Annotated in this window: 19 protein-coding genes; 5 read left to right on the top strand and 14 right to left on the bottom strand. The window is 41.0% G+C overall.

Annotated features, from left to right (window positions below):
• Positions 1-70: 70 nt before the first annotated feature.
• A complete protein-coding gene (locus tag M2273_RS20145; protein WP_429399563.1) occupies positions 71-1,123 on the bottom strand; it encodes a DUF5694 domain-containing protein in 1,053 nt (350 codons plus the stop codon).
• 309 nt (positions 1,124-1,432) lie between these two features.
• Here M2273_RS20145 and M2273_RS20140 point away from each other — a divergent pair, with 309 nt between their 5' ends.
• The gene (locus M2273_RS20140; RefSeq protein ID WP_429399562.1) at positions 1,433-2,386 is read left to right on the top strand and encodes a hypothetical protein; all 954 of its coding nucleotides are present in this window, start codon (positions 1,433-1,435) and stop codon (positions 2,384-2,386) included.
• A gap of 394 nt (positions 2,387-2,780) precedes the next feature.
• Positions 2,781-5,222: a TonB-dependent receptor domain-containing protein gene (locus M2273_RS20135; protein ID WP_429399561.1), complete on the top strand. Its 2,442-nt coding sequence runs from the start codon at positions 2,781-2,783 to the stop codon at positions 5,220-5,222.
• Positions 5,223-5,482: 260 nt separating this feature from the next.
• Here the strand turns inward: M2273_RS20135 and M2273_RS20130 are convergent, their stop codons facing one another.
• The 7 genes from M2273_RS20130 to M2273_RS20100 all read right to left on the bottom strand — a co-directional run bounded on the left by M2273_RS20130 (position 5,483) and on the right by M2273_RS20100 (position 14,128).
• Positions 5,483-6,613 (bottom strand): glycerate kinase, encoded by a 1,131-nt coding sequence (locus M2273_RS20130; RefSeq protein ID WP_429399560.1) that lies wholly within the window; start codon positions 6,611-6,613, stop codon positions 5,483-5,485.
• Positions 6,614-6,617: 4 nt separating this feature from the next.
• Positions 6,618-7,946 carry a GntP family permease gene (locus M2273_RS20125; RefSeq protein WP_429399559.1) on the bottom strand — a complete coding sequence of 443 codons (1,329 nt, stop codon included), beginning with the start codon at positions 7,944-7,946 and terminating at the stop codon, positions 6,618-6,620.
• A 150-nt stretch (positions 7,947-8,096) separates the two neighbouring features.
• Entirely contained in the window at positions 8,097-8,531 is a 435-nt protein-coding gene (locus M2273_RS20120) for a hypothetical protein (protein WP_429399558.1), read from the bottom strand.
• Positions 8,532-8,663: 132 nt separating this feature from the next.
• Complete coding sequence (locus M2273_RS20115; RefSeq protein WP_429399557.1) at positions 8,664-11,426, bottom strand: CHAT domain-containing protein; 2,763 nt, start codon at positions 11,424-11,426, stop codon at positions 8,664-8,666.
• 11 nt (positions 11,427-11,437) lie between these two features.
• Entirely contained in the window at positions 11,438-12,805 is a 1,368-nt protein-coding gene (locus tag M2273_RS20110) for a S8 family serine peptidase (RefSeq protein ID WP_429399556.1), read from the bottom strand.
• Positions 12,806-12,810: 5 nt separating this feature from the next.
• Complete coding sequence (locus tag M2273_RS20105) at positions 12,811-13,545, bottom strand: tetratricopeptide repeat protein (RefSeq protein WP_429399555.1); 735 nt, start codon at positions 13,543-13,545, stop codon at positions 12,811-12,813.
• Entirely contained in the window at positions 13,538-14,128 is a 591-nt protein-coding gene (locus M2273_RS20100; protein WP_429399554.1) for an RNA polymerase sigma factor, read from the bottom strand. Before M2273_RS20100 ends, M2273_RS20105 begins: the two co-directional genes overlap by 8 nt.
• Before the next feature lie 203 nt (positions 14,129-14,331).
• Between M2273_RS20100 and M2273_RS20095 the strand changes: the two genes are divergently transcribed.
• Together M2273_RS20095 and M2273_RS20090 are read left to right on the top strand one after the other, a co-directional pair.
• Positions 14,332-14,529, top strand: coding sequence for a hypothetical protein (locus M2273_RS20095; protein WP_429399553.1), 198 nt, complete (start codon positions 14,332-14,334; stop codon positions 14,527-14,529).
• Positions 14,530-14,545: 16 nt separating this feature from the next.
• Positions 14,546-15,460: a glycerophosphodiester phosphodiesterase family protein gene (locus M2273_RS20090; RefSeq protein ID WP_429399552.1), complete on the top strand. Its 915-nt coding sequence runs from the start codon at positions 14,546-14,548 to the stop codon at positions 15,458-15,460.
• Between the two features lie 17 nt (positions 15,461-15,477).
• On the opposite strand, the gene M2273_RS20085 is transcribed toward M2273_RS20090, so the two are convergent.
• The 4 genes from M2273_RS20085 to M2273_RS20070 form a co-directional block, all read right to left on the bottom strand.
• Positions 15,478-16,404 (bottom strand): S1C family serine protease, encoded by a 927-nt coding sequence (locus M2273_RS20085; protein WP_429399551.1) that lies wholly within the window; start codon positions 16,402-16,404, stop codon positions 15,478-15,480.
• Between the two features lie 189 nt (positions 16,405-16,593).
• Positions 16,594-17,211, bottom strand: coding sequence for a gluconate 2-dehydrogenase subunit 3 family protein (locus M2273_RS20080; RefSeq protein ID WP_429399550.1), 618 nt, complete (start codon positions 17,209-17,211; stop codon positions 16,594-16,596).
• 2 nt (positions 17,212-17,213) lie between these two features.
• Positions 17,214-18,971, bottom strand: a complete 1,758-nt coding sequence (locus M2273_RS20075; RefSeq protein ID WP_429399549.1) for a GMC family oxidoreductase — start codon at positions 18,969-18,971, stop codon at positions 17,214-17,216.
• 11 nt (positions 18,972-18,982) lie between these two features.
• Positions 18,983-19,987 (bottom strand): sugar phosphate isomerase/epimerase family protein, encoded by a 1,005-nt coding sequence (locus M2273_RS20070; protein WP_429399548.1) that lies wholly within the window; start codon positions 19,985-19,987, stop codon positions 18,983-18,985.
• A gap of 142 nt (positions 19,988-20,129) precedes the next feature.
• On the opposite strand from M2273_RS20070, the gene M2273_RS20065 reads away from it, so the two are divergent.
• Positions 20,130-20,906, top strand: a complete 777-nt coding sequence (locus M2273_RS20065) for an NUDIX hydrolase (protein ID WP_429399547.1) — start codon at positions 20,130-20,132, stop codon at positions 20,904-20,906.
• Between the two features lie 43 nt (positions 20,907-20,949).
• Here the strand turns inward: M2273_RS20065 and M2273_RS20060 are convergent, their stop codons facing one another.
• On the bottom strand, positions 20,950-21,642 hold the full coding sequence (locus tag M2273_RS20060; RefSeq protein WP_429399546.1) for a hypothetical protein: 693 nt from the start codon (positions 21,640-21,642) through the stop codon (positions 20,950-20,952).
• On the bottom strand, positions 21,630-26,588 hold the full coding sequence (locus tag M2273_RS20055; protein WP_429399545.1) for an ELWxxDGT repeat protein: 4,959 nt from the start codon (positions 26,586-26,588) through the stop codon (positions 21,630-21,632). The genes M2273_RS20060 and M2273_RS20055 overlap by 13 nt, the downstream gene beginning before the upstream one ends.
• Between the last annotated feature and the right edge of the window lie 10 nt (positions 26,589-26,598).

Below are 26,598 nucleotides of genomic sequence, written 5' to 3'. Positions count from 1 at the left end.
GAGGGAATATATACTGCAATTACAATCTTCCGAACACCTATAGTGTCATCACCAACCATAGGCTGAATATCTATTTAAATTCATTGATATTTCTTATCCTTACATTTGGCATACTTTTGAAAATGTCTTGCATATATTTTGTATGACTGGCCCCGACAATAACGACCACTTTTTCCGCCCCTGCCATTCTCGCTCTATTTACAACATTGTCACACATTCCCTTATTTCTCATTATCCACCAATGTATTTTTGAAAGCATTTCTTCTTTAGGAAAGTTCTTCATATCATACATCTCTGGCAAATAAAAATCGTCTGAGGCAGAAATGGCAGATGCCTCGTCCGTGTTTAACCATTCCGTTACAGTTTTTGAAGATTTTTCAATACTTTGATATTTTTCAGAACCATTATTGATCTTAGTCAAATTCGACTTCAATTCTTTTCTAAAAGACGCAGTGGTATCTTTTCTAAATAAATTGAATTTTGCATCGAATGCTGCCCAGGCTGCTCCCCAATTCAAATCGTAATCTTGACAATCCATAGAAAGCAATTCGTGAATTCCCATTTCCTGCATCATTGGAAATGCTATAAGTGCATATTCAGAGGTTTTCAGTCTTTTCATACTTCGCCCTGTTGTATCCAATTGAGGACTAAGTAATTTATTAACATAGTTTTCAAGTTTAGCATCAGGTGTTTGCTGAAGGTTATTGAAAACTTGCCAGAATTGATAGTGGCCGTTTGCAACATCTTGATTAAGATAATAGGCATGGGCTAAATCAGTTTTTACCCGATAGTCTTTGGGTTTTGATAGGGATAGTTTTTTTAAACTGTCAATTGTCTTAGGAAGCATCGCTACTGCTATACTTCGATTGTTCATCAGCATTTTTAGCCGTTTGATATTGTCCTGTTTACACCAATAATCCGTCACAAGTCGCTCATCTTCCTTACTCAAGAACTCGCCAAAAAAAGCATTAGGTTCGAATTTTTTGATTTTATTATAAATGCCGGAAAAATCCTGTGTAGGGTACTTGCTATAGTTATGGGAAGCACCTATCAGTATAATATCCACTTGTTGCGCACTGGCGTTAATCGAAGTAAAGAAAATAAAAAAAATGAAATACTTCATATTTCTGCCTTTTGTTTAGTTTAAGTGTTTGTCAGCTCTATTCATTTCAACCAATGACGACGGCCTGGTCATGTGGCGTTATTTGAAAATCGTCTGTATTTGTCTGCTACTAAATTTATAGATAAAAATTTATTATTTCCCTAAAAGATGAAACTCCCCCATCTGGTTGCCGTGGCGAATAGCTTTTTATAAAAGCGGGATGATTATTATAAGCACCGCTGCAACTCACTTATTTTAAGTATTTTTATCAAATTGAGAATTACATGACAAAGTTTATTTATTTTACAACTACGCTAATCAGCACCTAATTTGAAGAACCTGCTATATATAATTTTTTTTACCTTATTCATAACTGCAGGGGCGCAAGCTCAACCTGCACATCCGGATACGGTGCTAAGCGGAATCTATATCACCAGTATTCATGATATCAATTTTAAGGATAAGGAATACACCGTTAATCTTTGGCTTTGGTTAAAATACAAGAACAAAGATTTTGACTTTTTGCAAAATCTGGAAGTACCACAGGCAAAATCCGTTTCCAGATCCTTTTCAACAATTGATACATCCGGGAGCAGAGTTTACCTACTGATGAAACTGCAATGCGTAATGAAGGATTCATGGGCAATTGACAACTTCCCGTTTGACCGGCAAAAGCTGCGTTTCTCCATTGAAAATTCACAATTCGATTCCAAATCGCTGATTTTCGCCGCCGATACGCTGGGCAAACATTTCGACCCGCGTTTTACACTCAGGGGATGGCGCATCGATAGCCTTGATATCTCCACCGGGATCAAAGCCTACGAAACCGCCTTCGGGGATGAGAGCCTGAAGAAGCCCCATACTGATTACAGTAACTTTAAGGTCAAAATTGTGATCAACAGGGATGCCATGGGGCTGTTCTGGAAAATGTTTCTGGGCATGTATATAGCCTTCTTTATCGCCTACATGTGCTTCTATATCCATACAGACAGTATCGATTCACGCTTTGGGCTAAGTGTAGGATCACTTTTCGCGGTAATTGGTAATAAATATATCGTAGATTCATCACTGCCTGATTCTACCACCTTCACTTTAGTGGATACCCTACATGGAATTACGCTGTTGTTCATACTAACCATTATCATATCCACATCCTATACCCTGAAACTTGTTAAGCAAGAGAAAATTGAACAAGCTAAAAAGTTTGACAGAATGGGTGCCTGGGTTCTGCTGTCTGTTTACGTATTACTCAACTCCTATTTTATTATCATGGCCAGCCAGTAATTGGTCACTGGATTACAGCCTTGTGACCTTTCCTTATAACACATAAAGTATTAAAAAACACAAATACCTGTAGTCCGGCACTGTATAATGACTAAGGTCAGCCAAACTTTTAGGCATAAATAAAGGGGAGAAAAAATTCTCCCCTTTTCCTTTTGATAATGCTGATGCTTAAAACAGCAATAGCCCCTATTATCTCAAATTGCAATGAACCTTATTTTTATTTGGATTTATTCTAAATAATAATTTACTTTGCAGCTCACCTATAACGCTTCGCCATGAAAAAATACGGCCCGTCCTGAAAGCTCTTCTAAAAAAAGCCCGGTGATCCGTCGCCAAAACATCCCACCAGGCAACTGTTAACAAATCCTTAAACACATTAATCCATTTCATAATAATGAACTATTCAGTATGCAGTAATAACTTTACTTCTTTTACCCTCAAAAAAGTTTACCTAACCCTACTATTCCTGTTATTGGCGGGTATAACATTCGCGCAAACCGGTACGATCACCGGTTCTGTAAAAACAGCCGACGGCAGCCCGGCCGAGTCTGTAAGCATCGCAATTCAAGGGAGCAGCAAGGGCGCCCTCACCGATCAGAAAGGGAATTACCAGCTGCGAAATGTGAAGGTTGGACAATACCTTTTAATAGCCTCACTAATTGGCCTTGAAAAACAGGAACAGCGGGTTGAAGTAAAGCAAGGCGAAAAACTAACCATTAACTTTGTACTGAAAGAAAATACAGCACAATTAAATGAGGTTACCATATCCGCGAGAAACTCCAATAAGGTAAATGCTATAGTAGCTAAAATGCCTTTAAAAAAGCTGGAGAACCCGCAGGTTTACACCACCGTTTCTTCGGAGATAATCAAGCAGCAGGGTATTACCAATTTTGATGACGCGATGCGTAACGTTCCCGGCATTTCCAGAACCTGGGAATCAACAGGCCGAGCCGGTGACGGTGCCTCCTACTTCGCATTACGGGGATTTGAGGCACAACCTTCCCTGTACAACGGCTTTCCGGGCTTTACTAACGGCGACCTCGACCCGGCCGATATAGAAGAAATACAAGTATTGAAAGGTCCTTCGGGAACCCTTTTCGGCGCCAACTTTGTAGGTTACGGTGGCATCATCAACGTTGTAACCAAAAAGCCCTACTTTACTACAGGAGGCGAGATCACTTATAATATCGGCAGTTTTGGTCTCAACAGGATCTCCGCTGATGTAAACACGCCCCTCAGCAAAACAGAAAAGGTTGCTTTACGCGTTAATACCGCCTATTCCTCAGAAAACAGCTTTCAGGACGCCGGTTATAAAAAGACATTCTTTTTTGCGCCTTCATTGGTTTACCACGCTAATGATAAGCTGACCTTTAATTTCATGGCCGAGATTTTACAGGAAGACAGAGCCGTAGCACCGGTATTTTTCCATACAAACCGGGTAGACCCACTTACTTTTAAAACAATAAAAGATCTTAATCTGGATAATAACCAGTCATTCACCAGCAATGACCTGTCGATCAAAAACCCGCGCTACAATTTGCAGGGACAAATGCAGTATAAAATATCCGATCAATGGACCTCGCAAACTGTTATTTCAAGAGGTTCGGCACAGTCCAAAGGTTATTATGGCTACATATTTGGCAACGAGGCGGGAAGTAACGAATTTGAACAGTACATCCACAAAGAAAATCAAACCAGCAATACCACCGACATTCAGCAAAATTTCAATGGCGATTTCAAGATCGGCGGTTTAAGAAACCGTTTACTGATCGGGCTTGATTATTTTAACAGAAATATCATAGATAATGGCACCGGTTACGGGTTTATGCGATATGTTACCCCGCAGGGAGCAATAAGCTATGCAGATCCCGCTCATCCGGTATACACGACCCAAAACTCAGTTGATAGTTTATTAGCCGGCACCGGCGAAAGCAAAAGTAATGTAAGCAATAGCTCCTACAGCGCGTACGCATCCGATGTGATCAACATTACTCCCGAATTATCGGTAATGGCAAGCTTAAGGGCAGATTATTTTGTATCAAAAGGTGAAAAAGCGGACCCTTCAGACAATTTCAATCAGTTCGCACTATCACCAAAATTCGGTTTGGTTTATCAGCCTGTTTTAGATAAGGTATCGCTTTTTGCCAACTATATGAATTCGTTTTTAAACGTAGCTCCGCAACAGGTAACTGATGAGGATGGCAGCAACCCTCGTGTTAAATCATTTAAACCCGAGCATGCCAATCAGCTGGAATTTGGTATAAAGACCAACTTATTCTCAGATAAATTATCAGCCACAATTTCTTATTATAACATTAAAGTGGCTAACAGGGTAACACCGCTCGTAGGCAATATCAATGACGCCGACCAGCGCGGGGCAGTAAAAAGTAAAGGATTTGAGCTGGACCTGAATGCCAACCCGGCCCCTGGGTTCAACCTGATCGCTGGGTACAGCCATAACAATATCGTGAATACGTCAAGCAACGGAACCGACTTTTATACAGAACAGGGCCGGGCACCCGGAGGGCAAGGACCGCAGGACCTGGCTAACTTATGGGCGACCTACAAATTTACCCGTGGCTCACTAAAGGACTTTGGTTTTGGCCTTGGCGGAAACTATGCTGGTGTTTATAAAGTGGTTGATAACAGCGTAGTTGGTGTATTTGACCTGCCCAGCTATACGTTGCTAAACGCCAGCTTATTTTATAATGCCGACCGTTACCGTTTTACATTTAATGCTAACAACATCACCAACGAAAAATATTACATCGGTTACTGGTCGGTTAACCCGCAGCGCCCGGTCAATTTTACGGCGAGCGTTGCATTTAAATTTTAAGTAAATAAAAAGCCCGGTGATCCGTCGCCAAACATCCTACCGGGCAATGTTAACAAATCCTTCAATCCATTAACCATTTCGGCAAAACTATGAATTCTTTATTATTGTGCAGTAATATCTTAATCTTATCAAACTTCCTCTAAAAATACCTTTAAAGGAGGCCGTGCCATTGTTCGGCTTATAGATATGAAAGAACGTCACAGAAAAAGGCGTTCTTTTTTTATGACAATGATTTCCCGGGTAAACCTGACTTTCCTTCCCTATCCAATCCGGAGCATATCAGCTATCCCTTTTGACACACGTATCAGATTTTGCCCGGTACGGTTAAGCGCTGTCGAAATATCCGAGGGTTCGTTCCCTATGGCCAAAAGCACATCAAAGTACTGGTTAAGCTGCTCATTTGGCTTAGCTGGTACTTTGCCGGCCAGCCCTATAACAGGTATACCTTTTAGTTTCGCAAGGTTAGCTACCCCGAAAGGCCCTTTCCCCTGAAGGGTTTGTTCATCTATACTTCCTTCTCCGGTGATCACCAGTGTACTTCTGTTCAAAGCTTCGTTAAATCCGGTAAGCTCCATGAAATTATCAATTCCATTTACCAGGCTGGCATTTAAATAAGCATATACCCCGGCGGATGCCCCCCCGGCAGTACCTCCGTATTTTATTGTGGATATATCTTTCCCGGTTTCCCGGAGAGTGATATCATTGAACCTGGAAAGCCCTGCTTCCAATTTTCCAACCGCATCGGCATCTGCCCCTTTCTGCGGACCAAAAACAGCGGCTGCTCCCCTGCTTCCCAACAGCATATTATCCACATCACAAAGTACGGTGATTTCGCAATCAGGCAAGCGCTTATCCATATTTGAAATATCTATCCGCGCAAGGTCGGTCAGGCTTGCGGGTAAGTTGATTAGCTCATGCCCTGCTTCGTTCAGGAACCGGGCACCAAGCGCTTTTAAAATACCTGTACCTCCATCAACCGTTGCCGAACCGCCCATGGCTATGATGACTTTATTTACCCCGGCGTCAAGCGCCGTTTTGATCATCTCGCCAGTGCCGTATGAAGTAGCCGAAAGAGGATTGAGCTCATCATGCTTTAACAATCTTAAACCCGATGCATCCGCCATTTCAATCACAGCGGTACGCCCGTTTTCAATTAAACCGAATGAAGTTTGGATAAGTCTGCCTAACGGATCATGAACTGTTACAGGTACTGTTTTACCCTGCAGCTGCTTAATGATCAGGCTGGCTGTTCCATCGCCGCCGTCAGCTATCGGAAAACACTCTGTAGTGCATTTCAGTGTACTTAGTTTTATCCCCTTTTGAATGGCTTGCGCTGCATCATAAGCAGACAAACTATTTTTAAAGGCATTGGGTGCTATAAGGATATGCATAAGACTATATTAAAAAGGAAACAATATAAACCATAGCTAAAGCGGTTAAGCCCATGCATACCGTTGCCAGGGAATATACTTTTAACATGGTTTTCATTTCGAGGCCGGAAAATTTCGCGATCACCCAAAAATAAGCGTCATTAGCGTGCGAGATCATCATTGATCCGGCGCCCATTGATAAAACACAAAGTAAATGACCTTTGTCGGTATTAAGACCAAGTGCGTGCAGTAATGGAAGTATGATAGAAGCCGCGGTAATAATAGCTACGGTGGAAGACCCTTGTGCCGTTTTAAGTATACAGGTTAATAAAAATGGGAATAGTATCCCGAGGGTGGCCAGGGGTAATGCTTCACTTAAATGTGTCCCGAGTTTTGTAGCTGCCAAAACCGCTCCGAAGGCGCCACCTGCCCCAATAATCACTAAAATTCCTCCGGCTTTTTCTGCACCTTCCTGCAGTAATGGAGCAAGGATGTCTTTTTTCCACGATGACATGGTATTAAAAGCAAGCAATACGCCTATTGCCAGTGCAATTACGGGATCACCAGGTATAAGTAATAAATTTATCCACTTACCGGCAGCACCCGGTTCCACTACAAAAAATGATTTTACCGCTATTAAAATTATGGGAACAACCACCGGCATAAACGCTTTAATAACCGATGGCAGCTGCTGATTTCCGCTTATAAGCTCTGGTTCATCTATAACCTGTACGGGAATTTTCTTACCTGCGTATTTTGACCAAAGGTATCCGGAAATCATTGCCGGAATAGCGATCAAAATTCCTGTAAGCATGAGCTTACCAAAATCAACACCGATGATACCCGCTGCCGCCGCGGCACCCGGATGTGGCGGGATCATACAGTGAACCGCATATAAACCCGTAGCCAGTGAAGTGCTCATGATAATCAAAGAGATACCCGTACTTTTTGCCAAAGACTTGTTTAACCCGCTCAAAACAATATAGCCCGAATCACAAAAAATAGGTAAGCCTACTATAAATCCGGTTAAGCTCATGGCCAGCGCCGCATACTTTTCGCCAACAATTTTTAATATAGCATTGGCCATTACTCTTGTACTACCAGTATGCTCCAGTATAGCACCGAGTGTAGTGCCCAAAACTATCAGCAAACCCAATGATTTCAAAATATTGCCAAAACCTTCTTTAATCGTTGTCAGCACATCATTGAAAGTCATCCCAACTCCCAAACCAACTAAAAAACAAGCTATGATTAGTGCAAAGAAGGCATGCACCCTAAATTTTGCGGTAAGCAATACAATAATCGCTATTCCGGCTATGAGAGAGGTTAAAATACGTACAAGGGTAACATCCATAGAAGTGAAACTAATTTAGTAACAATTGCGCATTAATTAATTTTTTACTTTAATTATAACCTTCCTTATCATCTCACTTTTATCTAACTAAACACCCTTAATGCAAAAATCCCCTCTGTGTTTTCAGAGGGGATTTTTGCAATTTAATAATTAATTTATTTCGGCTTGCAGTTCTACAGAACAAGGATTTACCTTTACATTCTCATACCTGGCGCCTGGTGCTTTTACATATGGCCTACCGCGTAAGGAAAAGCTATGAGCTGAATAATCGCCTGTAGGAGGTATCTGCACATAATAGGTGCCTGATTTGAGTGCTACTGTTTTACTTCCTTTTGCCGGAAAACTAAAAGTATAATCTTGCGGCCCTGAAAATGTAATCACAAATGAATTAATGCCTGTTGAATTGCTTAAAACATAATGTATTATTTGAGCAGAGTCGCAATTGCGTTGTGTAGGTTGGCCTACTGATGAAACAGAATCTGTTTTGTTTAAGCCATTTCTGGGTTGTATTGCCTCATTTTTTCTACAAGATGCAATCAATAAAATAACGCATAATAAAGCTGGGGAATAAATTAGATTTTTCATGATGAGTTAATTAATGTGTTAACAATTTGTTAATTGGTCTGACTACTTCATTAGTCGAAAATTGGAACACAATAAGAAACATGTTTTACACTTTTTTAATGGATTCGCGAAGATTACAAGCAATAATTTTGCTTATTTCACAGGTTTCTTTTGCTCAAACACAAGTACATAAAGACAACCAAGCAAAGCGACCACCATTATGGAAGGGATAAATAACTGAATGAAATTAAGCGAACCCTGACTTAAAGGGGTGATTACGGCTGAGCTATCGCCTAAAATTATGGTAGCCCCCCAGTAATAAGGTAATAAATGGGATTGATCACTTTTTAAATAGTCGAGTTTGGCTAATCTTAAAGACACATCCTTGGGTAACCCTATCCTAAGGTAATTATAAAAGCTTTCTGTTAACTCATAAGTGGCCTGGTTATCAGCCTGCCATAAATTAGTTACCGTACTTGGAATACCCGCTAAACGAAATCCCCTGGCAAGGCTAAACAAGCCCTCACCAACTGCCATATAGCCTACCCCCGTGTTACAGGCCGAAAGTACTACCATACCCGTACCCCGGCATTTTAACTTTTGTATATCACTCATCAAAACAACCGAATCGGCCAAATAAAGCAACGGATCGCGTGTGGTACTGTCTGCCGCGGCATGTGAGTATATTTGTGCAATTTGAGATTGAGGCAACTTGGCAAGTAACTGGCTTCTTTTAGCATTCTCGCCATTTAACAATAAAGAGGCCTTGAACCTGGCTCCTATGCGCTTAAGAGAGGCAACAGAACCTGTTAAACTTTGCAGGTGGGTAGGCGAAGCATAATTTTCAGGAGCAATTCCTAAAAAAACAATCTTTTGATCAGTAGTGCTCCGGCGATGATTCATTAATACCCGCATGGAATAAACATAACTGAATGAATACTTTTTGACCAGGAAGCTATCGTCTGAATGCGGATCGTCAAGCAGGGCATCAAAAGAGATAAAATGATCTCCAGGCGAAATAATAACCCTTTGAGTTTTAATTTGCAAAGGCTCAAAAAGGTTTTGATATAATTTGCGGGCCAAATTTGTGTAATGGTCATAATGCTGATTAAGCAGGCCTGCATTTGAGCAGTATTTTAAAAATTCACTGCTATCATGAAAATAATCAGCATAAGATATTTTATATATCTGCGCTTTAACGGGCGTTATTAATAAAGCATAAACCACAGCGTTATTATTAAAATATTCTACCAGCGACTGTTTATTATTCAAGAGCTGCTGTTGTACCTTTTTAACTGACCAGAATGAGCTATCGGGAAGCATGGTGCTTTCAGACAGTTTTGCTTTAAGCTGGTTTTGCTCATCTTCCCACTCCTGGTGAACAGACAACCATTCTGTTTTTAACCTCTTAACAAGCTCATCACTATTTAGTGATATCAATTGTTTGTTAAGGCTATCCATTTTCGCCTGTAATTTCTTTTTCAGCTTTTCATCCGGAATGAACTGTGTTCCTGATGAGTAGCTCAGTTGATCATTTAGTAAAACAGACCTGCTTTTTTCAAAAAAATAAAATGCTTTTTCAATATCATTAAGTAGGTAACAAACTTCTATGGCATTCTCATACATTTGCCTGGTTTGGCTGCGCCAAAGCAGTTTGGAAAGTTCTCCGTACTGTTTCCAGCGCATCATATCTACAGATCTGTCGGCCAGGGTAAAAGTTTGCAGGGCAGCTTTTAACAAATTTTTATCTGATTTCTTTTTATGCGAGGCAAGCAGACTTTCTGCTTTATCAGCAAGTAATGTACTTACGTAGTAATCATTGGATACCTGGCTTAACATCCCTATTGTAGGATTACTGATAACCGCCGTATCTTTAAATTTTATTGGAAGAGCATTTAACCCTTTCTGATAAAATGTTAAAGCCTGTTTATAATCGCCCTGTCTCCAATAGCTAACGCCTATGTTTTCATAAAATCCCACCATTTGGTAACTGTTTTTATACTTGCTGGCTAATTGCAGCCCCAGGGTAAAGCATTTCCTTGCATTAGCTTCCTGCTTCAGATCTTTGCCATAAACATTCCCCAAATCATTTTGATCATTTGCACATTGATTAAAGTTTTGAAGTTTTTTATTTAAAAGAAAGGCTTTTAGGTAATAAACCAGGCTTGCCTGATGCTTGCCGGTAGCGTTGAGAAAATTAGCATAGGTAGAATAAGCTGAAGCAAGCTGAATAGTGGCTTTCCCTTTAAGCATTGATAATGCCATAATAATACTTTGTTGGGCACTTTTAAAATCACCAAGCTCAATCTCGGCCTGCGCCTTTTGCACCCACAGGGCCCCTCCCTCCACCGTATCTTTAGCGGCATTTGAGAAAAACATCCCTTTAGATGAAATTTCTTTTGCCTGTTGATAGTCACCAGCTTTAAAAAAGGCATATGCCAATTGCGTATGGGCCATCCCTGTAATAAAGTATTTTTCGGGAAAGTTCCTGCCAGTTGTTATGCAACGGTTAAAACAATCATTTGATTGATGGATCAGGTTTAATTGTAAATAAAATATCCCCAGATTATAATAGCTATTACATAAAAAAGGCTTCTTAATGCCGGTATGTTCATTAATGTTTACTGCAGCAACTGTGTACGCTATCCCCAATTCCAAATTTCCGGTTTGGGCGTAATAATCACCCAACCGGTGCATGATTTCTGCATATACTGCGCCAGTTTTTTGATGGCACTTTAAATAGGAGATCCGCAGTGTTGTAAGCTTGTGTATTTTTAAATAATTATCGCTCTGATCATTTTTAATGATACTGATCTCCTGGCGGATGCTATCATCAGAAAGACATTGCGCATGGCATATGGTTATCTGGAAAACCAACATGCATAACCAAACAGCAATTCTCCACAAGGCTTTCATAATGGACTTTTTTATATATCGGGGTGCTTTTGCACACACACGCCGTCTTTAATGAGCTCCTGTTCTAATGCCGCAAATTTTTTGCATAAAGCAACTCCCCGGGCATTTTCGGAAAAATCAAAAAGGTTTTTGATAAATGATTGTTTGTTTATCGTTTTTCTGGTATAAAGCTTCGTATCGCAATTGGCGCCAATTATGCCGGTAGCAATAGCAGTTGCAAAAGACGAACCTCTAACATACTCAACAGCCCCATTTAGGTTAAACGGAACTTCAAATAATAAATCCCCTTTTTCAGATTTATCTGCTAATACCCCAAGATCAACAAAAACATTAGAGTGATTTTCTGTAGCAGCAACCACTTCACCATTACTTGTAGTAGCAGTGATCAGATTTTCCGCAGATTTGCTAAGATTAGCCGGCAAAAAGTGGTGTATGGCCAGGTTACGAAGTTGAAAAGGGGAAGGATTGATACCTTGTTGCGCAAAAATTCCTCTTGCAATTTTATCGTCGGCATCGCTCTGATTACCTGCAGCAGTAACAAATAAAATACCCTCATCCTTTAAGGTTGCAATTAAGGCATTAAGTTGTTTTACAGGAGCTTCTTCATAATGATAAAACCCCCAACTGGCATTAATAATTTTCGCCCCCTTTGCTATTGCATAATAAATGGCGCAAAATATTTTAAACAGATCGCCCTTTCCGTTACGGTCATGGGTTTTTAGCGGAATGATCTTAACTGATTTAGTTGAGTTTTTAAACTGATTGATGATGAATTGAGTTACCAGGCTTCCGTGAAGACCAGGGTTATCATCTTTTATATTCGCGTTATCATCAACAAAGTTCCAGCCATTTACAGCATCGCCGAAACATTCATATCCAGGTTTGTTTTGATAATTATTACTGATATAACCCCCATCTACAATAGATAGATCAATACCCGTATCAAGAACAGCAATAGTTATTATCTCTTCTTTGGCAGGAGGGCATTCAGAATTTTTATATGGATAATGCTTGGACTGCCCCCAATGATGGCGCGGAATTTTACTTAAAAAATTTAGCGAGTAACTTTCGCCTACAGTTTTGGTACCGGGGCCTGTACCTGCTTTAACGCCATTTCCACTTACTATGGTATGAATATCCTTTGCAAGCCACAATTGTACGGGCATATTACAATTGCATTTAACTTTTTTAATCTTTTTAATACCCATTTTATTAAAATAACCTTTTACTTCTTTAACTTCTTCATCTGATGGAATTTTTCCAAAAGTTACAATAAGTTGGTTTTTGCGATAGGTTTTCTCCAAAAGGCTGTAATTTGGTTTGCAGGGGATAGCAATACGCGTAAACAAGTGCTGTGATTTTTTCTGATTGGTTTCCATGGGGCCTAATTTTTAATTTGTTTTAGCCAGTTCCTGGCTTCCTGATTGCCATATAAATTTTCATTAATTATTTTCCGTAGTATTTCTTTTGCTTGTTGAATATCTGAGCCCTGTGACCGTACCATGAGGGTAAGCGCTTTATAAAACTGCCCTGGATTGGTATATAAAGGCATTGCTGATAATTCATCAAAATTTTTCAAAGCATCATCATACCGCTTCATAGCAAGGTGGGTTAGCCCGAGGTATTTAATAGCCTCGGGAGCCATTCCCGGTTTATTTGTAAGCGGCATAAACAATCGCTCTGCTAAGGGGTACGATTTTGAATTATAGGCAGATATTCCTGCTTGCAGCGAATCAGCCCCTCCCATGTTTAACCCAAGTGTAGTTAAATTTGCAGCTATATATTTATCAGCGATTTTTTGAGGGTCAGGAGATTTTAAAAATGCAAACCAGCCAATGATCAACAGAATGCAGGCAGCTGCCAAAAAGGCTATCTGTTTAAGGTTAATAATCTTAGCTGGTTTGGTCGGGGCAGCAGATAACTCCTGGTATAGCCTTGCAAATTCTTCTCGTTTTTGCTGTTGTACGTGCACGTTTAACCCGTCACGAATACTGATATATCCCGCAACCTCCTTTGCGAAGTCCTGGTCATTAAGGCATCTTTGCTCAAATGCTTTTTTTTCATCATCGTTCAGTGCTCCGGTGAAATAATCATCAATATAGTGCAATGAATTATTCATTTTGGTGTTGGGTTCTTGTAAATTTCAATTTCAATTTTTCCAAACAGCGTAACCGTGTTGTTTTAACTACATCGGCCGACTGATACTTCATATATCCGGCAATTTCTTTATCGTTGTACCCATCTTCAAACAAGAGCAGCAACTCCTTGCATTTATTACCTATTTCCTCTAATTTTTCAATTATTTGCTGTCTTTCATCTTTTGCAATAAGCTTTTGGATAATGTTTCTTGTTTCATCCGGCAACTCATAAACCAAACTATCATAAGGTATGGTATCTTCTAACCTCCCCTTATTTGTCGTTTTTTTTCGCAAAAGGTCAACACATTTATTAGAAAATATTTGATAGATGTATGTTTTAAGGGAAGAGCGCCCTTCAAATTTCCCCGAGATTATATTTTTAATAACAGCCAGAATGGTATCGGAGTATATACTTGCAGCGTCCTCATCAGGAATGCCATACTTTTTTTCCGCTTCTTTTATTAAATAGAAAAATGTTTTATAAAGCTCCTTTTCAAAATTACGCCTTGAAGGTTCTCCAGATTTCAGTCCGCGCAAGATCAAATTTTCTGAAAATGAAGCCATGGCGTAAAAAATTAGTATTAAGGCATTTAGCGTAGAATTATGGTACAATATTATGAAAAAAAACTACACATACTTTACCATTACTGGCACAATATGGTAACAATAAGTGGTAACTAAACCTCCATAAATGGGTGTAAAATGTAACCATAAAACAAATTTTCGAATTAATAAGAAATTAACCTGCGAACCCTATTTTTGCTGAAATGGAGAATTTGTATGACGAAGCGCTGCATACTTTAATGCAAAATGACAACGTGGGTGCTTTCGCCGTGGTTGTTCACCGCTACCGACAACAACTCCCGATAACTGCCTCTTCCCTACCATACCTGTCAGGGCCGCGCAAGCGCTATCACCAGCATAATGAACATTTTGGGCTTTATGCAGTAAATAAAGCCCGCTAATTTTTAATAAAAGAACATGAAGACAAATTATAACATCGGCATTGCGTTTATTTTAACACTGTTTAGCCAAACGGTAAGCGCGCAAAAAACAACCCGGATAGATAGCCTGGTTAATCAGTTACACAACCCTTCGGATAAGCAGATCATGGTTACTGCACACCGGGGCGACTGGCGCAATGCCCCGGAAAATTCATTACAGGCATTCAAAAATGCCATAGCGATGGGTGCTGATATTATTGAACTGGACCTAAATAAAACCAAAGATGGTGTAATTGTAATTATGCATGATCAAACTATCGACAGGACCACCGATGGTAAAGGGAAACCGGGCGATTATACCTGGAGTGAGTTAAAACAGTTCCATCTAAAAAATGGTTTAGGCAGGGTTACCGCTCATACCATACCTACATTGCAAGAGGTAATGCTGCTGGCTAAAGGTAAGGTGCTGATTAACCTGGATAAGAGTTATAACTACTACGATGAGGCTTACCAGATACTGAAAAATACGGGTACTTTAAAACAAGCCATTTTTAAAACAGATGCAGTTTATGAAGCGCTGAAGAACAGGTACCCTAAAGTTGTAGACAGTATCACCTTTATGGCCGTTGTTGACCTGGATAAACCTGATGCACGGCAAATTATTAAAGACTATCAGCAACATATCAAGCCGGTAGCATTTGAACTTAATTTTAAAACAGATACCTCGGCTATTTTATCTGATTATGGGTTCATTAAAAATAACGGATCCAAAATATGGATTAATTCTTTGTGGGCAAGCCTGAATGCAGGGCATGATGATGATACGGCTGTTGATTTGGGAAATACAAAGGACAGCTGGGACTGGCTGATTGCTCACGGTGCAACTATCATTCAGACCGACAGGCCAAAAGAGCTATTGAGTTACCTTAAGAAACGGCAATTACATAGGTAAGTTGCCTGGTAACTTATTTAGTCGCCCCTTTCCATTGGTGTAATCCTTAATTCCAGATTTTGACTTCCTCTGATGATATTCATATATTGAAATTGCCCGATCTTGTCTTCGGAAAGTACTTTAAACAACTGGTCAGAAGTTTCAGTCAAACGATCATTAAACGCGTAAATAATATCACCACTTAAAAGACCTGCTTTCATCGCCGGGCTATTTCTTTCAACCTGAGTTACAAAAAGTGCCTGTTTGTTTTTCAACCCATGAAAACTTCGCAGTTTTGGAACAAGTTCAATTTGCTGTAAACTGGCACCGATGTAAGCTCTTTTCACCTTGCCGAATCGAATGAGCTGATTTGCGACGGATTTGGCTGTATTAATACTGATAGCGAAACACAAACCCTGGGCCCCATTAATAATAGCGGTATTAACGCCTATGATTTCGCCATCGCTGTTAACAAGCGGCCCACCAGAATTTCCAGGATTTAACGCAGCATCCGTTTGGATCATGCCATCCATCGTTGCCCCACTTACACCCTGAAGTGAACGCCCCAGCGCGCTAACCACCCCTGCGGTAACCGTATACTGAAATCCTAAGGGGTTTCCTATGGCAATCACCATTTGGCCAACTCTCAGCATATCTGAGTCGCCCAATTTTGCCGGGGTGTAATCATCGGCATCAATCTTTAAAATCGCCAGGTCGGTTAATGGATCTTCCCCTACAAGCTCTGCCAAAAATGACCGGCCATCTTCAAAAATAACTTTGAGTTGCCTCGCTTTGGTTATCACATGACTATTGGTAAAGAGATAACCATCCGAAGAAAACAGGAAGCCGGAGCCTGTTCCGGACGGCACCAGTTTGTCCCTATTGTAAATATATTTTTCGATCTTGACTACTGCCGAACTTACTTTCTCAATGGCCTGTATAATTGTTTCTGAATATGAGTCCATGTCTTTGTTTATCAAAATACCGACCATTTAAAATTTGGACAGCATGGCATGTTTTCAGGTCATCGTTTTGTAATCAGGCAAATTGAGGCTGTCTTAATGACACCAAACAGAAGCTGGTGGTGTAATAAAATCCGGTTATTTCCAATAAGGGGTTACATTCCGCCTTCGCAGAAATTCGCTGCATGAAATTTAAACCCCTTCCAACCCATATTGCTTTAAAACACCCGCCGGCACACCCTCCCACTTACCGGGCGAGTTTCCCTTATACCCGAGATCGGCAATACCTATTTTGCTGGTAAAAAAACCAATTGCAGTAAGTTCACGCATTTTGTTGAAAAAAGTGACACCTGGCAGCATATTCGGTTTTGCCTGTGCGGGGTAAGCAATTTCACTAATTATGGCTTCCTGCTGTTGTGGTGTACTGCTTTTAAACTCATTACCGTATATATTTAAACACTTTACATCCAACCAACGCAGGCCGCCACGCATAGGCAGGGCATGTTCGGGTTCGTCCTTTACGATAAACTCAATAAAATCGGTCACTTTAGCGTCCGAAGCACTGCCGCTATGTTCATCCCTTGGGATAATGATATCGGCCAGTACGGTGATCGTGGCTAGTTCATGCGCGGTAAAAAACTTTTCGGTCTGCAGGTGTTTGTCCCTGGCCACTTCGTAATCTTGTTTACCGGGTTCTGCTGTTGGCTTACTATCTTTTGTTTTTACTTCGGGAGTTGTTTTACAAGCATCCAGCAGTACCACTGTTGAAACCGATAAACCAATGGCTTTTAAACTTTCTCTTCTGTTCATAATCAGCTGTTTAGTTTTCTTTTTTGATCGATAATATACTCCGCGGTACGCATAGAAAGCGCCAGAATGGTCCAGGTTGGATTTTTCTCGGATTGCTGCGTAAACACCGCGCCATCAACTACAAAAAGGTTCCGGCAGTCATGTGCCTGGCACCATTTGTTTAATGCAGACTTGTTAGCTTTATCGCCCATACGTACCGTTCCAACCTCATGGATACCCTTGCCCGGCTTATCCAAACCATAATTTTTGTCGGCACCGGCCGGTTGTCCCAGGGGGATGCCGCCCATTGCTTTTATAATTTCCTGCGTGGTTTGCTGCATATGTTTGGCCTGGTTTATTTCTTGTTCGCCCCATTTGTAATTAAAGCGCAATACCGGGATACCATATTTGTCAACAACGGTATTATCTATTTCACAATAATTATCTTCCTTGGCGATATCAGTGCCATGACAGCCCACGCCGGCCATCGTGCCATAAAAACGGCGGTAATCTTCCTTTAATGATTTGCCAAAACCACCGCCAGGTTTCATTTTCCCATCGGGCCCGGGCAAATACCCGTTAATATAGGGCACCAGTGTACCTTCAAAACCCAAATATCCCCCGTATGATGGCATCATCATGCCGCCAAATATTTCCAGGTGATAGCCACGTGCAAAATCCAGCTTTTTATGATCGCCCCACCAGGGCGCGTACAGGTGCAGACTGCCAACACCATCCTCGTTAAAACGCTTGCGATTGAGTAATTGCGGCAAGATAGCAGCAGCACCGCCCTGGGTAGAATCATGCAGGTATTTGCCCACCACATTGCTGCTGTTGGCCAAACCGTTGGGATGTTGTGCCGATTTAGAATTAAGGAGGATCCGCGCTGATTCACAAGTGCCAGCCGCCAGGATCACTATTTTTGCTTTTACCGTATACTCTTGCATATCATCCTTATTGATGTAGGATACGCCGTTTGCCAGTCCGTCGCTGCCGGTCAGTATTTCGCGCGCCACGGCATTGGTAAATACGGTGAGGTTACCGGTTTTCATGGCTGGGATCACCAAACATGACGAAGCCGAAAAATCGCCATATATTTTACAGCTGCGGTTACATTGCCCGCAAAAAAAACAGGCTCCCCTATCCTTATTGCCCGGTAACGGCGCGGTAAGTACCGATCCCCGGCCGGCAATTACTTTAATACCCAGCCCGGTGGCGGCTTTTTTTACAAATAGTTCATTTAGCCGGGGTTTTGGCGCCGGCAAAAAAATACCATCCGGATCGTTCTCCATACCTTCCATGGAACCATATACCCCAATCAGCCGGTCAACCTTATCATAGTAAGGCTTAATATCTTCATAAGTGATTGGCCAGTCGTCGCCTACGCCAAAACTGCTATTGCACTTAAAATCTTTAGGGCTCATTCTTAAAGATATGCGTGCCCAGTGGTTGGTACGGCCGCCCAGCATTTTTGCCCTGAACCATTTAAAATCAGTATCTCCTTTTTGGGTATAAGGTTCACCATCTATTTCCCAGCCGCCATAGGCCGCGTCGAAATCGCCCATGGGCCGGGTGGCGTTGCCGCCGCGTCTTAACGATTCATAGGGCCATTTTAATTGCTGCGAATCTTTGGCCGGATCAAAGAATGGTCCCGCCTCCAGCATCAATACCTTGATACCTGCATGAGCCAGCACATAACCGGACATGCCACCACCCGCGCCCGAACCTATGATGACCACATCATAAACTTCGGCCGACTTTTTTATCTGGATATCTTTCATACCGCTCTATATTAAACTGCTTTGCCTGCTTTTTCAACCAGTTTTTTGGTAGCCAGAACTCCTGCGTCATCGTCCAGGTATTTGCTTTCGGGTGCATACATTTTAAACAGACCGCCTTCATATTCAATACTCACCCAGCCATTAAAACCCGATTTTTTGATGATGCTGAACATTTTATTAAAATCGGTTTCGGTGTCATTTCCATCAGCATCAAACGTGTGGGTTTTGGCGTGTACCCCTTTAGCATAAGGCATTAGCTCGGTGATACCTTTATAGCGGTCATACTCCTCCAGGCATTTGGTTTTCATATAGGCAGCCATGGTTTGCGCTTCGGGCTTGGTACGGTTGATGCAAAAATTCCCGAAGTCGGCCAGGGTGCCACTATGTTTGTTGTTTAAGCTTTTCATTACACCAGCCAGCCATGCGCCATTACAGGATATACCCACATGGTTTTCTACTATCACATCGATCTTGCTCTTGCTGCCATATTCAATCAGTTTAGCCAGGCTGTCTTCGGCGGCTTTGGCCACCTCATCGGGTTTACCTTCACCCTCAACATTCACCCTGATCATGGGGCAACCTAAAAAAGCGGCAGCATCTATCCATTTATAATGTTTTTCAATGGCTTTTGATCTTTCTTCGGTATTCAAGTCGCCCAATACCCCTTCACCATCAACCATGATGCGCAGGTTGTAGCAGCCATTATCGGCCGATCGTTTTTTTAATTCGCTTAAAAACGTAGTGTCTTTTGCTTTGTCAGCAAAAAACATGGAACAGTAATCGAGCCCTTCAATACCGAAGGCGGTTTTCGTTTTCAAAGGAAAGTCAAGCGGGTCGAGCTTTTTGCTCCAGAACTGGCTGGCCAGCGAAAACTGTGATAAGGCAAGCTTAAAAAACAGTCCATCATCTTTATGTTCTGTTTTAGCATATAAAAAATCGGGAATAGTGCTGGCTATACCAATCCCCGCCGCGCCCATTGCGGTACGGGTAATAAAGTCTCTTCTGTTTAATGTCATAATTGGTTAATGGTAAAAGGAGGTTTCTATTTGGTAAAATTTACACAATAAAGTTATGGCTTAATTTCTATTTTGCAAATTTTACCAAATAGATTTTTTTTATTTTTATTTTTAGACTGATTTTGACGTACTTTAAACCAATATGAACAGTGTTGCAGAACTTCAGGATTTTATCATCAACGGGCATAAGCACTATATGCCGCACATGTCTATTGATGCCGCCATATTCGGATATCATGACCACCAGTTAAAAATATTGTTATCAAGCTATAAAGCACTTGACGGTTATTGCCTGCCTGGCGGGTATATCAGACGAACGGAAACCCTTGATGAAGCCGCTAACCGCATTGTGGCCGAAAGAACCAGCTTAACGGACCTGTACCTGCAACAATACAAAACCTTTGGCGATCCCGACCGCATTAAGTGGAATGAGATGGATTTTGAAAATTTTTCAAAAAAGCTGGAGCTAAAATATATTAAAGATAGCTGGCTAATGGATCAGACCATTTCCATTGGGTATTATGCGCTTACTGATTTTTCGCTGGTTACACCGCAGGCTGATGTCATGTCTGATTTTTGTGCCTGGTTCAATATTAACGAGGTGCCTCCACTGCTGTTTGATCACGATCAGATGGTAAAAGATTCGCTCCACGCCTTGCGGATGCAGTTATATTATTATCCCATTGCCGAAAAACTGTTGCCTGCTAAGTTTACCCTTACAGAGATCCATGCCGTTTATGAAACACTGTTAGATAAAAAGCTGGATATACGCAACTTCCCAAAAAAGCTGGTATTTTTGGGATTGATCAAAAAGCTGAACGAAAAACGTAATATAGGCCCTCACCGGGCGCCTTTCTTATACAAATTTGATAAGAAAAAATACACTAAGGCATTAGAAACAGGGACAACGCTGACTTAAATATGAAATAATGATGATCAAAGATTATTACTTTAAAGTACGTTTAGTTAACACTGAATTGAAACACCCCGGAATCGGATTTATTACCTTTTGAATCGCGGGTGATGATCTTCCAATAGTACGTTTTTTTAGACGTTACCGCCACAGCTACATTACTGTCAGTAACATTCGCTTTCAATAATACAGGAGTTGATGAAGTGCCCAGGTAAACGTCATAATCAACAATATCGTTATCTATATCCTTACCGCTCCAGCTCAGGGTAACATTACCGGAAACAGCATCAATTTTTTGCTCCATAGCCGGGCTTATTACTTCGGCTGGAAATGGAGCGTATGAACTTACGCCCGGACCTGAATTATAAAATCGCCAGGTATCACTTTTTGCAGTGCTGCTATTGTTTTTAACTTTTGATGTAACAAACCATGAATAAGGTGTGTTTAACGCCAACGCAATGTCAAGCTGCAGCCCTGATGATGATTTTGTTATGGTATTTCCACTTATCAGGTCTTTTATTGTTATATCATAACTATCAGCTGTGGCGGCACTTTGCCATTTAAAACTAACCGTACTTTGCGTTGCAGATACATTGCCTCCTACTATACAAGCAGCATCCTTATCCGGAAATATTAGTAACGAGGCGGTAGGATTCACCATCGGGTCATTATGCTTACCACCACATGATGCTATAAACACAGCAACCAATAACATCGTTAAGGTATATTTTATTTTTTCCATATTTTGATCACTGATTGCTTATTATCCAATGTTAACTTTAAAATAAAAACGCCTGAGTTCAGCGAACCAAACGCCAGGTTCAGTTTGTTCTCTTCTATAATGGGACTACCAGAATACACGACCTTGCCGCTCATGTCCCGTACCTCAACTGTGGCTTTTCTGGCATTACGGGTATTTAGCTGAAGGCTCACCCTATCAACAAATGGATTAGGATAAGCCACAATATTTTGAGGCAATACAAACAGTTGTTTAACCGCACCCTGACATTCCTTATCGGTTGTTATTATAACCGTATTACTGCCACCTGCAAGCTCAAGTGTAATATGACCAGCAGTAGTAGTGTAAACGGTTCCGTTTAAATTCACATTATAACTTATACCGCCATCTAAAGCAAGGCTTACAGTACGATCAGTTTGATTTACTGTTGCATACACCGCCAGATCCTTCGGTTCAGCTATTACAACATCATAGCACTGCTGGTAATCGGGCTGACCGCTCACGCTTATACATACGTGATATGTACCTGTCATAAGGTTGTTTATGGAAACCGAATCTTTAAAGGAAACTGATTTTCCAAAGTTGCCCATTTGTAGCGTTGCCGTATAATTCAATTTACGATCGGCAGAAATCTTTATTTGCCCGTTATTACTTCCTTTACATGATTCGGCGATAGCCTTGATCTTGAAATTTGTTTGCGGTAAAGAAAATGGCGGATTTTTGATAGTTACGTTAAGAATAGCAGATGTTTTATTGCCTGTGCTCAATTGAGTCTCTATGACCTCAATCTTGCCTGTGCCGGCAGTGGCCCAATTAATAATCGCGTTATTGGCCGTTGTTGTAGTAGTACTATCGCCACTAACCACCCAGCTATAAGTACTATTCTCATGCAATACCGCATTATAGGCAACATTAAGGGAATGCGCGAACACCGTATCAGGACCGGTTACCTTTGACTTAAAGGTTGAATCGACAGTAATATCCAGGGATCGTACGCTGCCCTGTCCGCAATTATTATAAGCGCTAACCTGCAACTGGTATTTACCGGGTGTATTCCATTGTACAGTAGCGGTGTTACCCAACGATGTTAATTTTGCATCGCCAGTAAATGACCATTTAAAATTAGTACCAGCGGTTGCCGCTACCGTATACTGGTTCTTTATTTTTTCAGCTACGGTGGTTTCCCCAGTTATATAACCAAGTTCTGAGAAAATTTCAGGACTGGCTATTTTACTAACCGACCCTCCGTTTCCTGCTATATATACTACATTACCATAACTATCCACTCCGCTTCCTTCGTCATTTGTAGATGTTAAATAGCTCCAGTTTTCTCCTCCGTCAAACGTTTCATAAATATAACCGTAAGAATTACCATAGTTGCCGGCAAAAACATAACCATGATTCTTGTCAAGAAACTTAATGTGACTGATATCCGCCTGTTGTATAGTTGATCTGATGAGATTCCAGCTTACGCCTCCGTCTTTAGAGCGTAACAGTACGCCATCGAGCCCGCCGGCAATAATATTATTCTCATCAAATATGTGTACACTGGTAAACCAATAGTTTTCATCCGTAATTATTCTTTTCCAGCTATTGCCGCCATCGGTAGTTTTTATAATTGTTCCCTGTCCTCCTACACCAAATCCTAAATTGGAATTAAGAAATTCGAGGTTATTGACAAAGCCAAATTTCGAGATATCTGTTTTGGACCAATGAACACCACCGTCGGTAGTTTTGGCTACAATGCCATTATCCGCATATGTAGAATAAAAACCAGTATCTGCATTTACAAAACAAACACTTCTTATCTGCTCGGGACCATCGCCTGTTAGTATTTTGGTCCAGCTATTACCGGCATCAGTAGTTTTATACATATCCAACAGATCAGCAGCATAACCTGTGTTTTTAACAAAAGCGCTGTGTCTTAAGCCATATGTGCCGGTTAATGGCATTTCGGTCCAGGTGATCCCGCCGTCGGTGGTTTTTGCGGTCTTATATTTTCCAAACACATAACCATTTTTATTGTCAATGAAATTAATACTGTAGTAATCATCACTGCTTGGCAGCATTGATATATTTTTCCAGCTATCAGTACCCTGTTTCATCCAGATACCACGGCCCGCCGCACCCGAATACCCCAGCCCTTGTCCCGAACCTACAGCCACACCAATGGTCTTGTTTTTATTAAATTTTATTCCAAAAAATGTTGCAAAACCGGGTTGCAGGTCATTTGTCCACGTTATACCACCATCTACGGTTTTATAGATGATTGAGCCTCCATAGCCAGCCAAAATATATCCTGTTTTATCATCGGTGAAATAAAAATCTGTTATATAATCATTTACAACACCCACTCTTGTCCAATTATCCCCGCTATCAGTAGTTTTAACTACATCACCTGCTGTACTTATAATATAACCCGTTTTGTTACTCGTAAAAATAACTTTAAACAAATTGGTATACTCCCCCAACGGCACTGTGGTTATTCTCGCCCAGGTACCACCGCCGTTTTTTGTACGGAACAATGTGCGATCAGAACCGCATACGAAACCTGTTTGCTCATCAATAAAATATGCCGAGTTCATAAAACTAAACCCAATTGAAGCATTCTTTTTCCATGAACGGCCGCCGTCGGTAGATTTTAAAGAGGCTTGATCGGTAAAAGCATATCCAACATTGTTATTTACAAAAAAACTATTCTTTACAAGCTGGTCCGTTACATCAATCGGGAACCAGTTATCACCAGCATCCTCAGTTTTCAGTAATATCGACTGATAATTATTTACATAAGATGCATACCCTGTTTTATCATCGGTAAACTGTACTTTGTTAAGCGACATGCCGGTGCCGCTGTTTGCCATGCTCCAATCCTTACCATTATTATCTGATTTAATGATATTTCCATTTTCGCCAACTGCCACTATCCGGTTACCGGCAAAATCAACACTATTTAAGGAATAAGCCATATTTTGGACTACCGTATTACAATTGCCGGCTGTAACAACAGTAGCGTCCTGGGAAACACTGATGGCGAAAACCTGTTCATGATTAGTTGTATCATGACTGGCTTTTACACGTATGGTGTACGTATTTTTGTCGGCGTATTTAAATACTGAATTGGTCTTTAAAACATTACCTACAATTGTAAAGCTATTATTATCGGTTGATCCGGTTCCGTTTATAAACTGGTAAGTGAAAGCATTATTACTGTCTTTAACCGAAAAGGCCCCAACTACTGTACCTTTAGGCTTGTTTTCATTAACTGTGCCGGCACTTAAATTTATTACTGCGGATGTATCTGTAAAGTCAATATATTTAAGCAGGCCCCCACCCGGTAGCTGATTTTTAATATCCGCTTTACCTATGCTGCTACCTGTTAGGTCAACAACAAAATTACCCTGAAAGCTGTCATTACTCCTGATTAGCAGGCTTCCTTTATCCTGTATTTCTTTTCCCGTCAAATATTCAAGTTTAAAGGTGGCTTGTTCACCTGCTTTTATCACTTGCGCTGGCGTCCCGTTTACATAAAACGGTGTTCCGGCAACACTGATTTCTGATAATACGAGATCTGTATTACCGGCATTTTTTAGGGTGAATGATTTTATAACGGCACTATCAACCTTTGAGCTGAAACTCATCTTATCGCCTGATGCTATGGTGCCATAATCGGCGGTAACTGCAAGCACAGGTCCGGAAACATTATTCCAGAGGGCTGTAACAAAGTTATTCGAACTTTTCACAGTAAAATAAAGCGTGTTATTAAGATCAAACAAAGAGGCCGGATTTGGAGCGCTAAACTGGCTTTTGGCTGTTCCCGAAGCATCAACCGACCATAGGCTGCCCAACGCATTGTAAAACAGACGGTTATTTGATACAACCGGTGTTACCGAGGTGTTAACAGCGGCATCAGATACCTTAACAGTGCCCGCGGTAGTACCGTCGCTACTCCATAAAGCAAAATTTGAGGTAACGGCAAAATATAGTTTACTGTTATAACTAACAAAACTTTGCATTTGTGAGCCACTTAAATATCGTTTCCAGTCAAAACTCTTGATACTAACAGTTCCGTTTGGTGTACCATCACTATGCCATAGGTAATCAATGCCATTGTCATTGGCATCCACCGTTCTGATGGAGTAGAAAAATCCATCGCCTACTGCCGTTATATTGTCAATATCATTTGTTCCGTAGGTTACGGCATCATATTGATGAAGTAAAATGGGCTTATCATCATTAAAACCAAGGTGATATAGGCGGATGTTTTGCCTGTACGAGGTGTTGGTGATAAAAACCAGTCCGTCATTCACGGCGCGTAGCGCATCAACCGTATAATAATCATCAACTGCTACTGCTTTGGTACCAGCTATCGTTCCATCCGTTTTCCATAGTGCCCGGTTTCCCTCGCGCGTAAAAAAAATACTATTTTTAACAACGGTAAACTGTCCCGATCCAAAATAATCCAAATCAGTTAATCGTATAGTTCCGGCTGCAGTGCCATCTGTTTTAAATACTGCCGAAGTAGGTGTGCTGTCTGAATCGGTCCCTGTAAATACCAGTACACCATTTACAACTGTTAGGTTTGCCGGGATTGATCCATTATTGCCAATACGGCTTGGGTTGATATCTTTAACCATAGTTGTACCCGCCGCGGTTCCATCGGTTTTCCAAAGCTCTGCTCCGTTTACGCCATCATTAGCTGAAAAATATACCTTATTATTATATAAAGTTAACCCGCTTACCGTTGATGAAGGAGCACCGGGGGCAATATCCTTTACCAAAACCGTACCTGCAACAGTTCCGTCGCTTTTCCATAGCTCATTCCCGTGAACGCCGTCATCGGCAGCAAACAGCAGGTAATTATTATACTTCGTAATAGGCCCTACAGACGAGAAATTTTTCAGGAATTTTTGGGCATTGGAAATGTTGACACAACAAAATATTGTTATCAAAAGGAGTATG

Source organism: Mucilaginibacter lappiensis, assembly GCF_050433765.1.
GTDB lineage: Bacteria > Bacteroidota > Bacteroidia > Sphingobacteriales > Sphingobacteriaceae > Mucilaginibacter > Mucilaginibacter lappiensis_A.
The sequence above is the reverse complement of the archived record's forward strand: the minus strand, read 5'-3'. Positions and strand labels throughout refer to the sequence as shown.

Bases quoted from the DNA above. Each gene is read 5' to 3' on its own strand.
- M2273_RS20145 (WP_429399563.1), bottom strand. From the start codon at position 1,123: ATGAAGTATTTCATTTTTTTTATTTTCTTTACTTCGATTAACGCCAGT.
- M2273_RS20135 (WP_429399561.1), top strand. From the start codon at position 2,781: ATGAACTATTCAGTATGCAGTAATAACTTTACTTCTTTTACCCTCAAA.
- M2273_RS20130 (WP_429399560.1), bottom strand. From the start codon at position 6,613: ATGCATATCCTTATAGCACCCAATGCCTTTAAAAATAGTTTGTCTGCT.
- M2273_RS20125 (WP_429399559.1), bottom strand. From the start codon at position 7,946: ATGGATGTTACCCTTGTACGTATTTTAACCTCTCTCATAGCCGGAATA.
- M2273_RS20120 (WP_429399558.1), bottom strand. From the start codon at position 8,531: ATGAAAAATCTAATTTATTCCCCAGCTTTATTATGCGTTATTTTATTG.
- M2273_RS20115 (WP_429399557.1), bottom strand. From the start codon at position 11,426: ATGAAAGCCTTGTGGAGAATTGCTGTTTGGTTATGCATGTTGGTTTTC.
- M2273_RS20110 (WP_429399556.1), bottom strand. From the start codon at position 12,805: ATGGAAACCAATCAGAAAAAATCACAGCACTTGTTTACGCGTATTGCT.
- M2273_RS20105 (WP_429399555.1), bottom strand. From the start codon at position 13,545: ATGAATAATTCATTGCACTATATTGATGATTATTTCACCGGAGCACTG.
- M2273_RS20100 (WP_429399554.1), bottom strand. From the start codon at position 14,128: ATGGCTTCATTTTCAGAAAATTTGATCTTGCGCGGACTGAAATCTGGA.
- M2273_RS20095 (WP_429399553.1), top strand. From the start codon at position 14,332: ATGGAGAATTTGTATGACGAAGCGCTGCATACTTTAATGCAAAATGAC.
- M2273_RS20090 (WP_429399552.1), top strand. From the start codon at position 14,546: ATGAAGACAAATTATAACATCGGCATTGCGTTTATTTTAACACTGTTT.
- M2273_RS20085 (WP_429399551.1), bottom strand. From the start codon at position 16,404: ATGGACTCATATTCAGAAACAATTATACAGGCCATTGAGAAAGTAAGT.
- M2273_RS20080 (WP_429399550.1), bottom strand. From the start codon at position 17,211: ATGAACAGAAGAGAAAGTTTAAAAGCCATTGGTTTATCGGTTTCAACA.
- M2273_RS20075 (WP_429399549.1), bottom strand. From the start codon at position 18,971: ATGAAAGATATCCAGATAAAAAAGTCGGCCGAAGTTTATGATGTGGTC.
- M2273_RS20070 (WP_429399548.1), bottom strand. From the start codon at position 19,987: ATGACATTAAACAGAAGAGACTTTATTACCCGTACCGCAATGGGCGCG.
- M2273_RS20065 (WP_429399547.1), top strand. From the start codon at position 20,130: ATGAACAGTGTTGCAGAACTTCAGGATTTTATCATCAACGGGCATAAG.
- M2273_RS20060 (WP_429399546.1), bottom strand. From the start codon at position 21,642: ATGGAAAAAATAAAATATACCTTAACGATGTTATTGGTTGCTGTGTTT.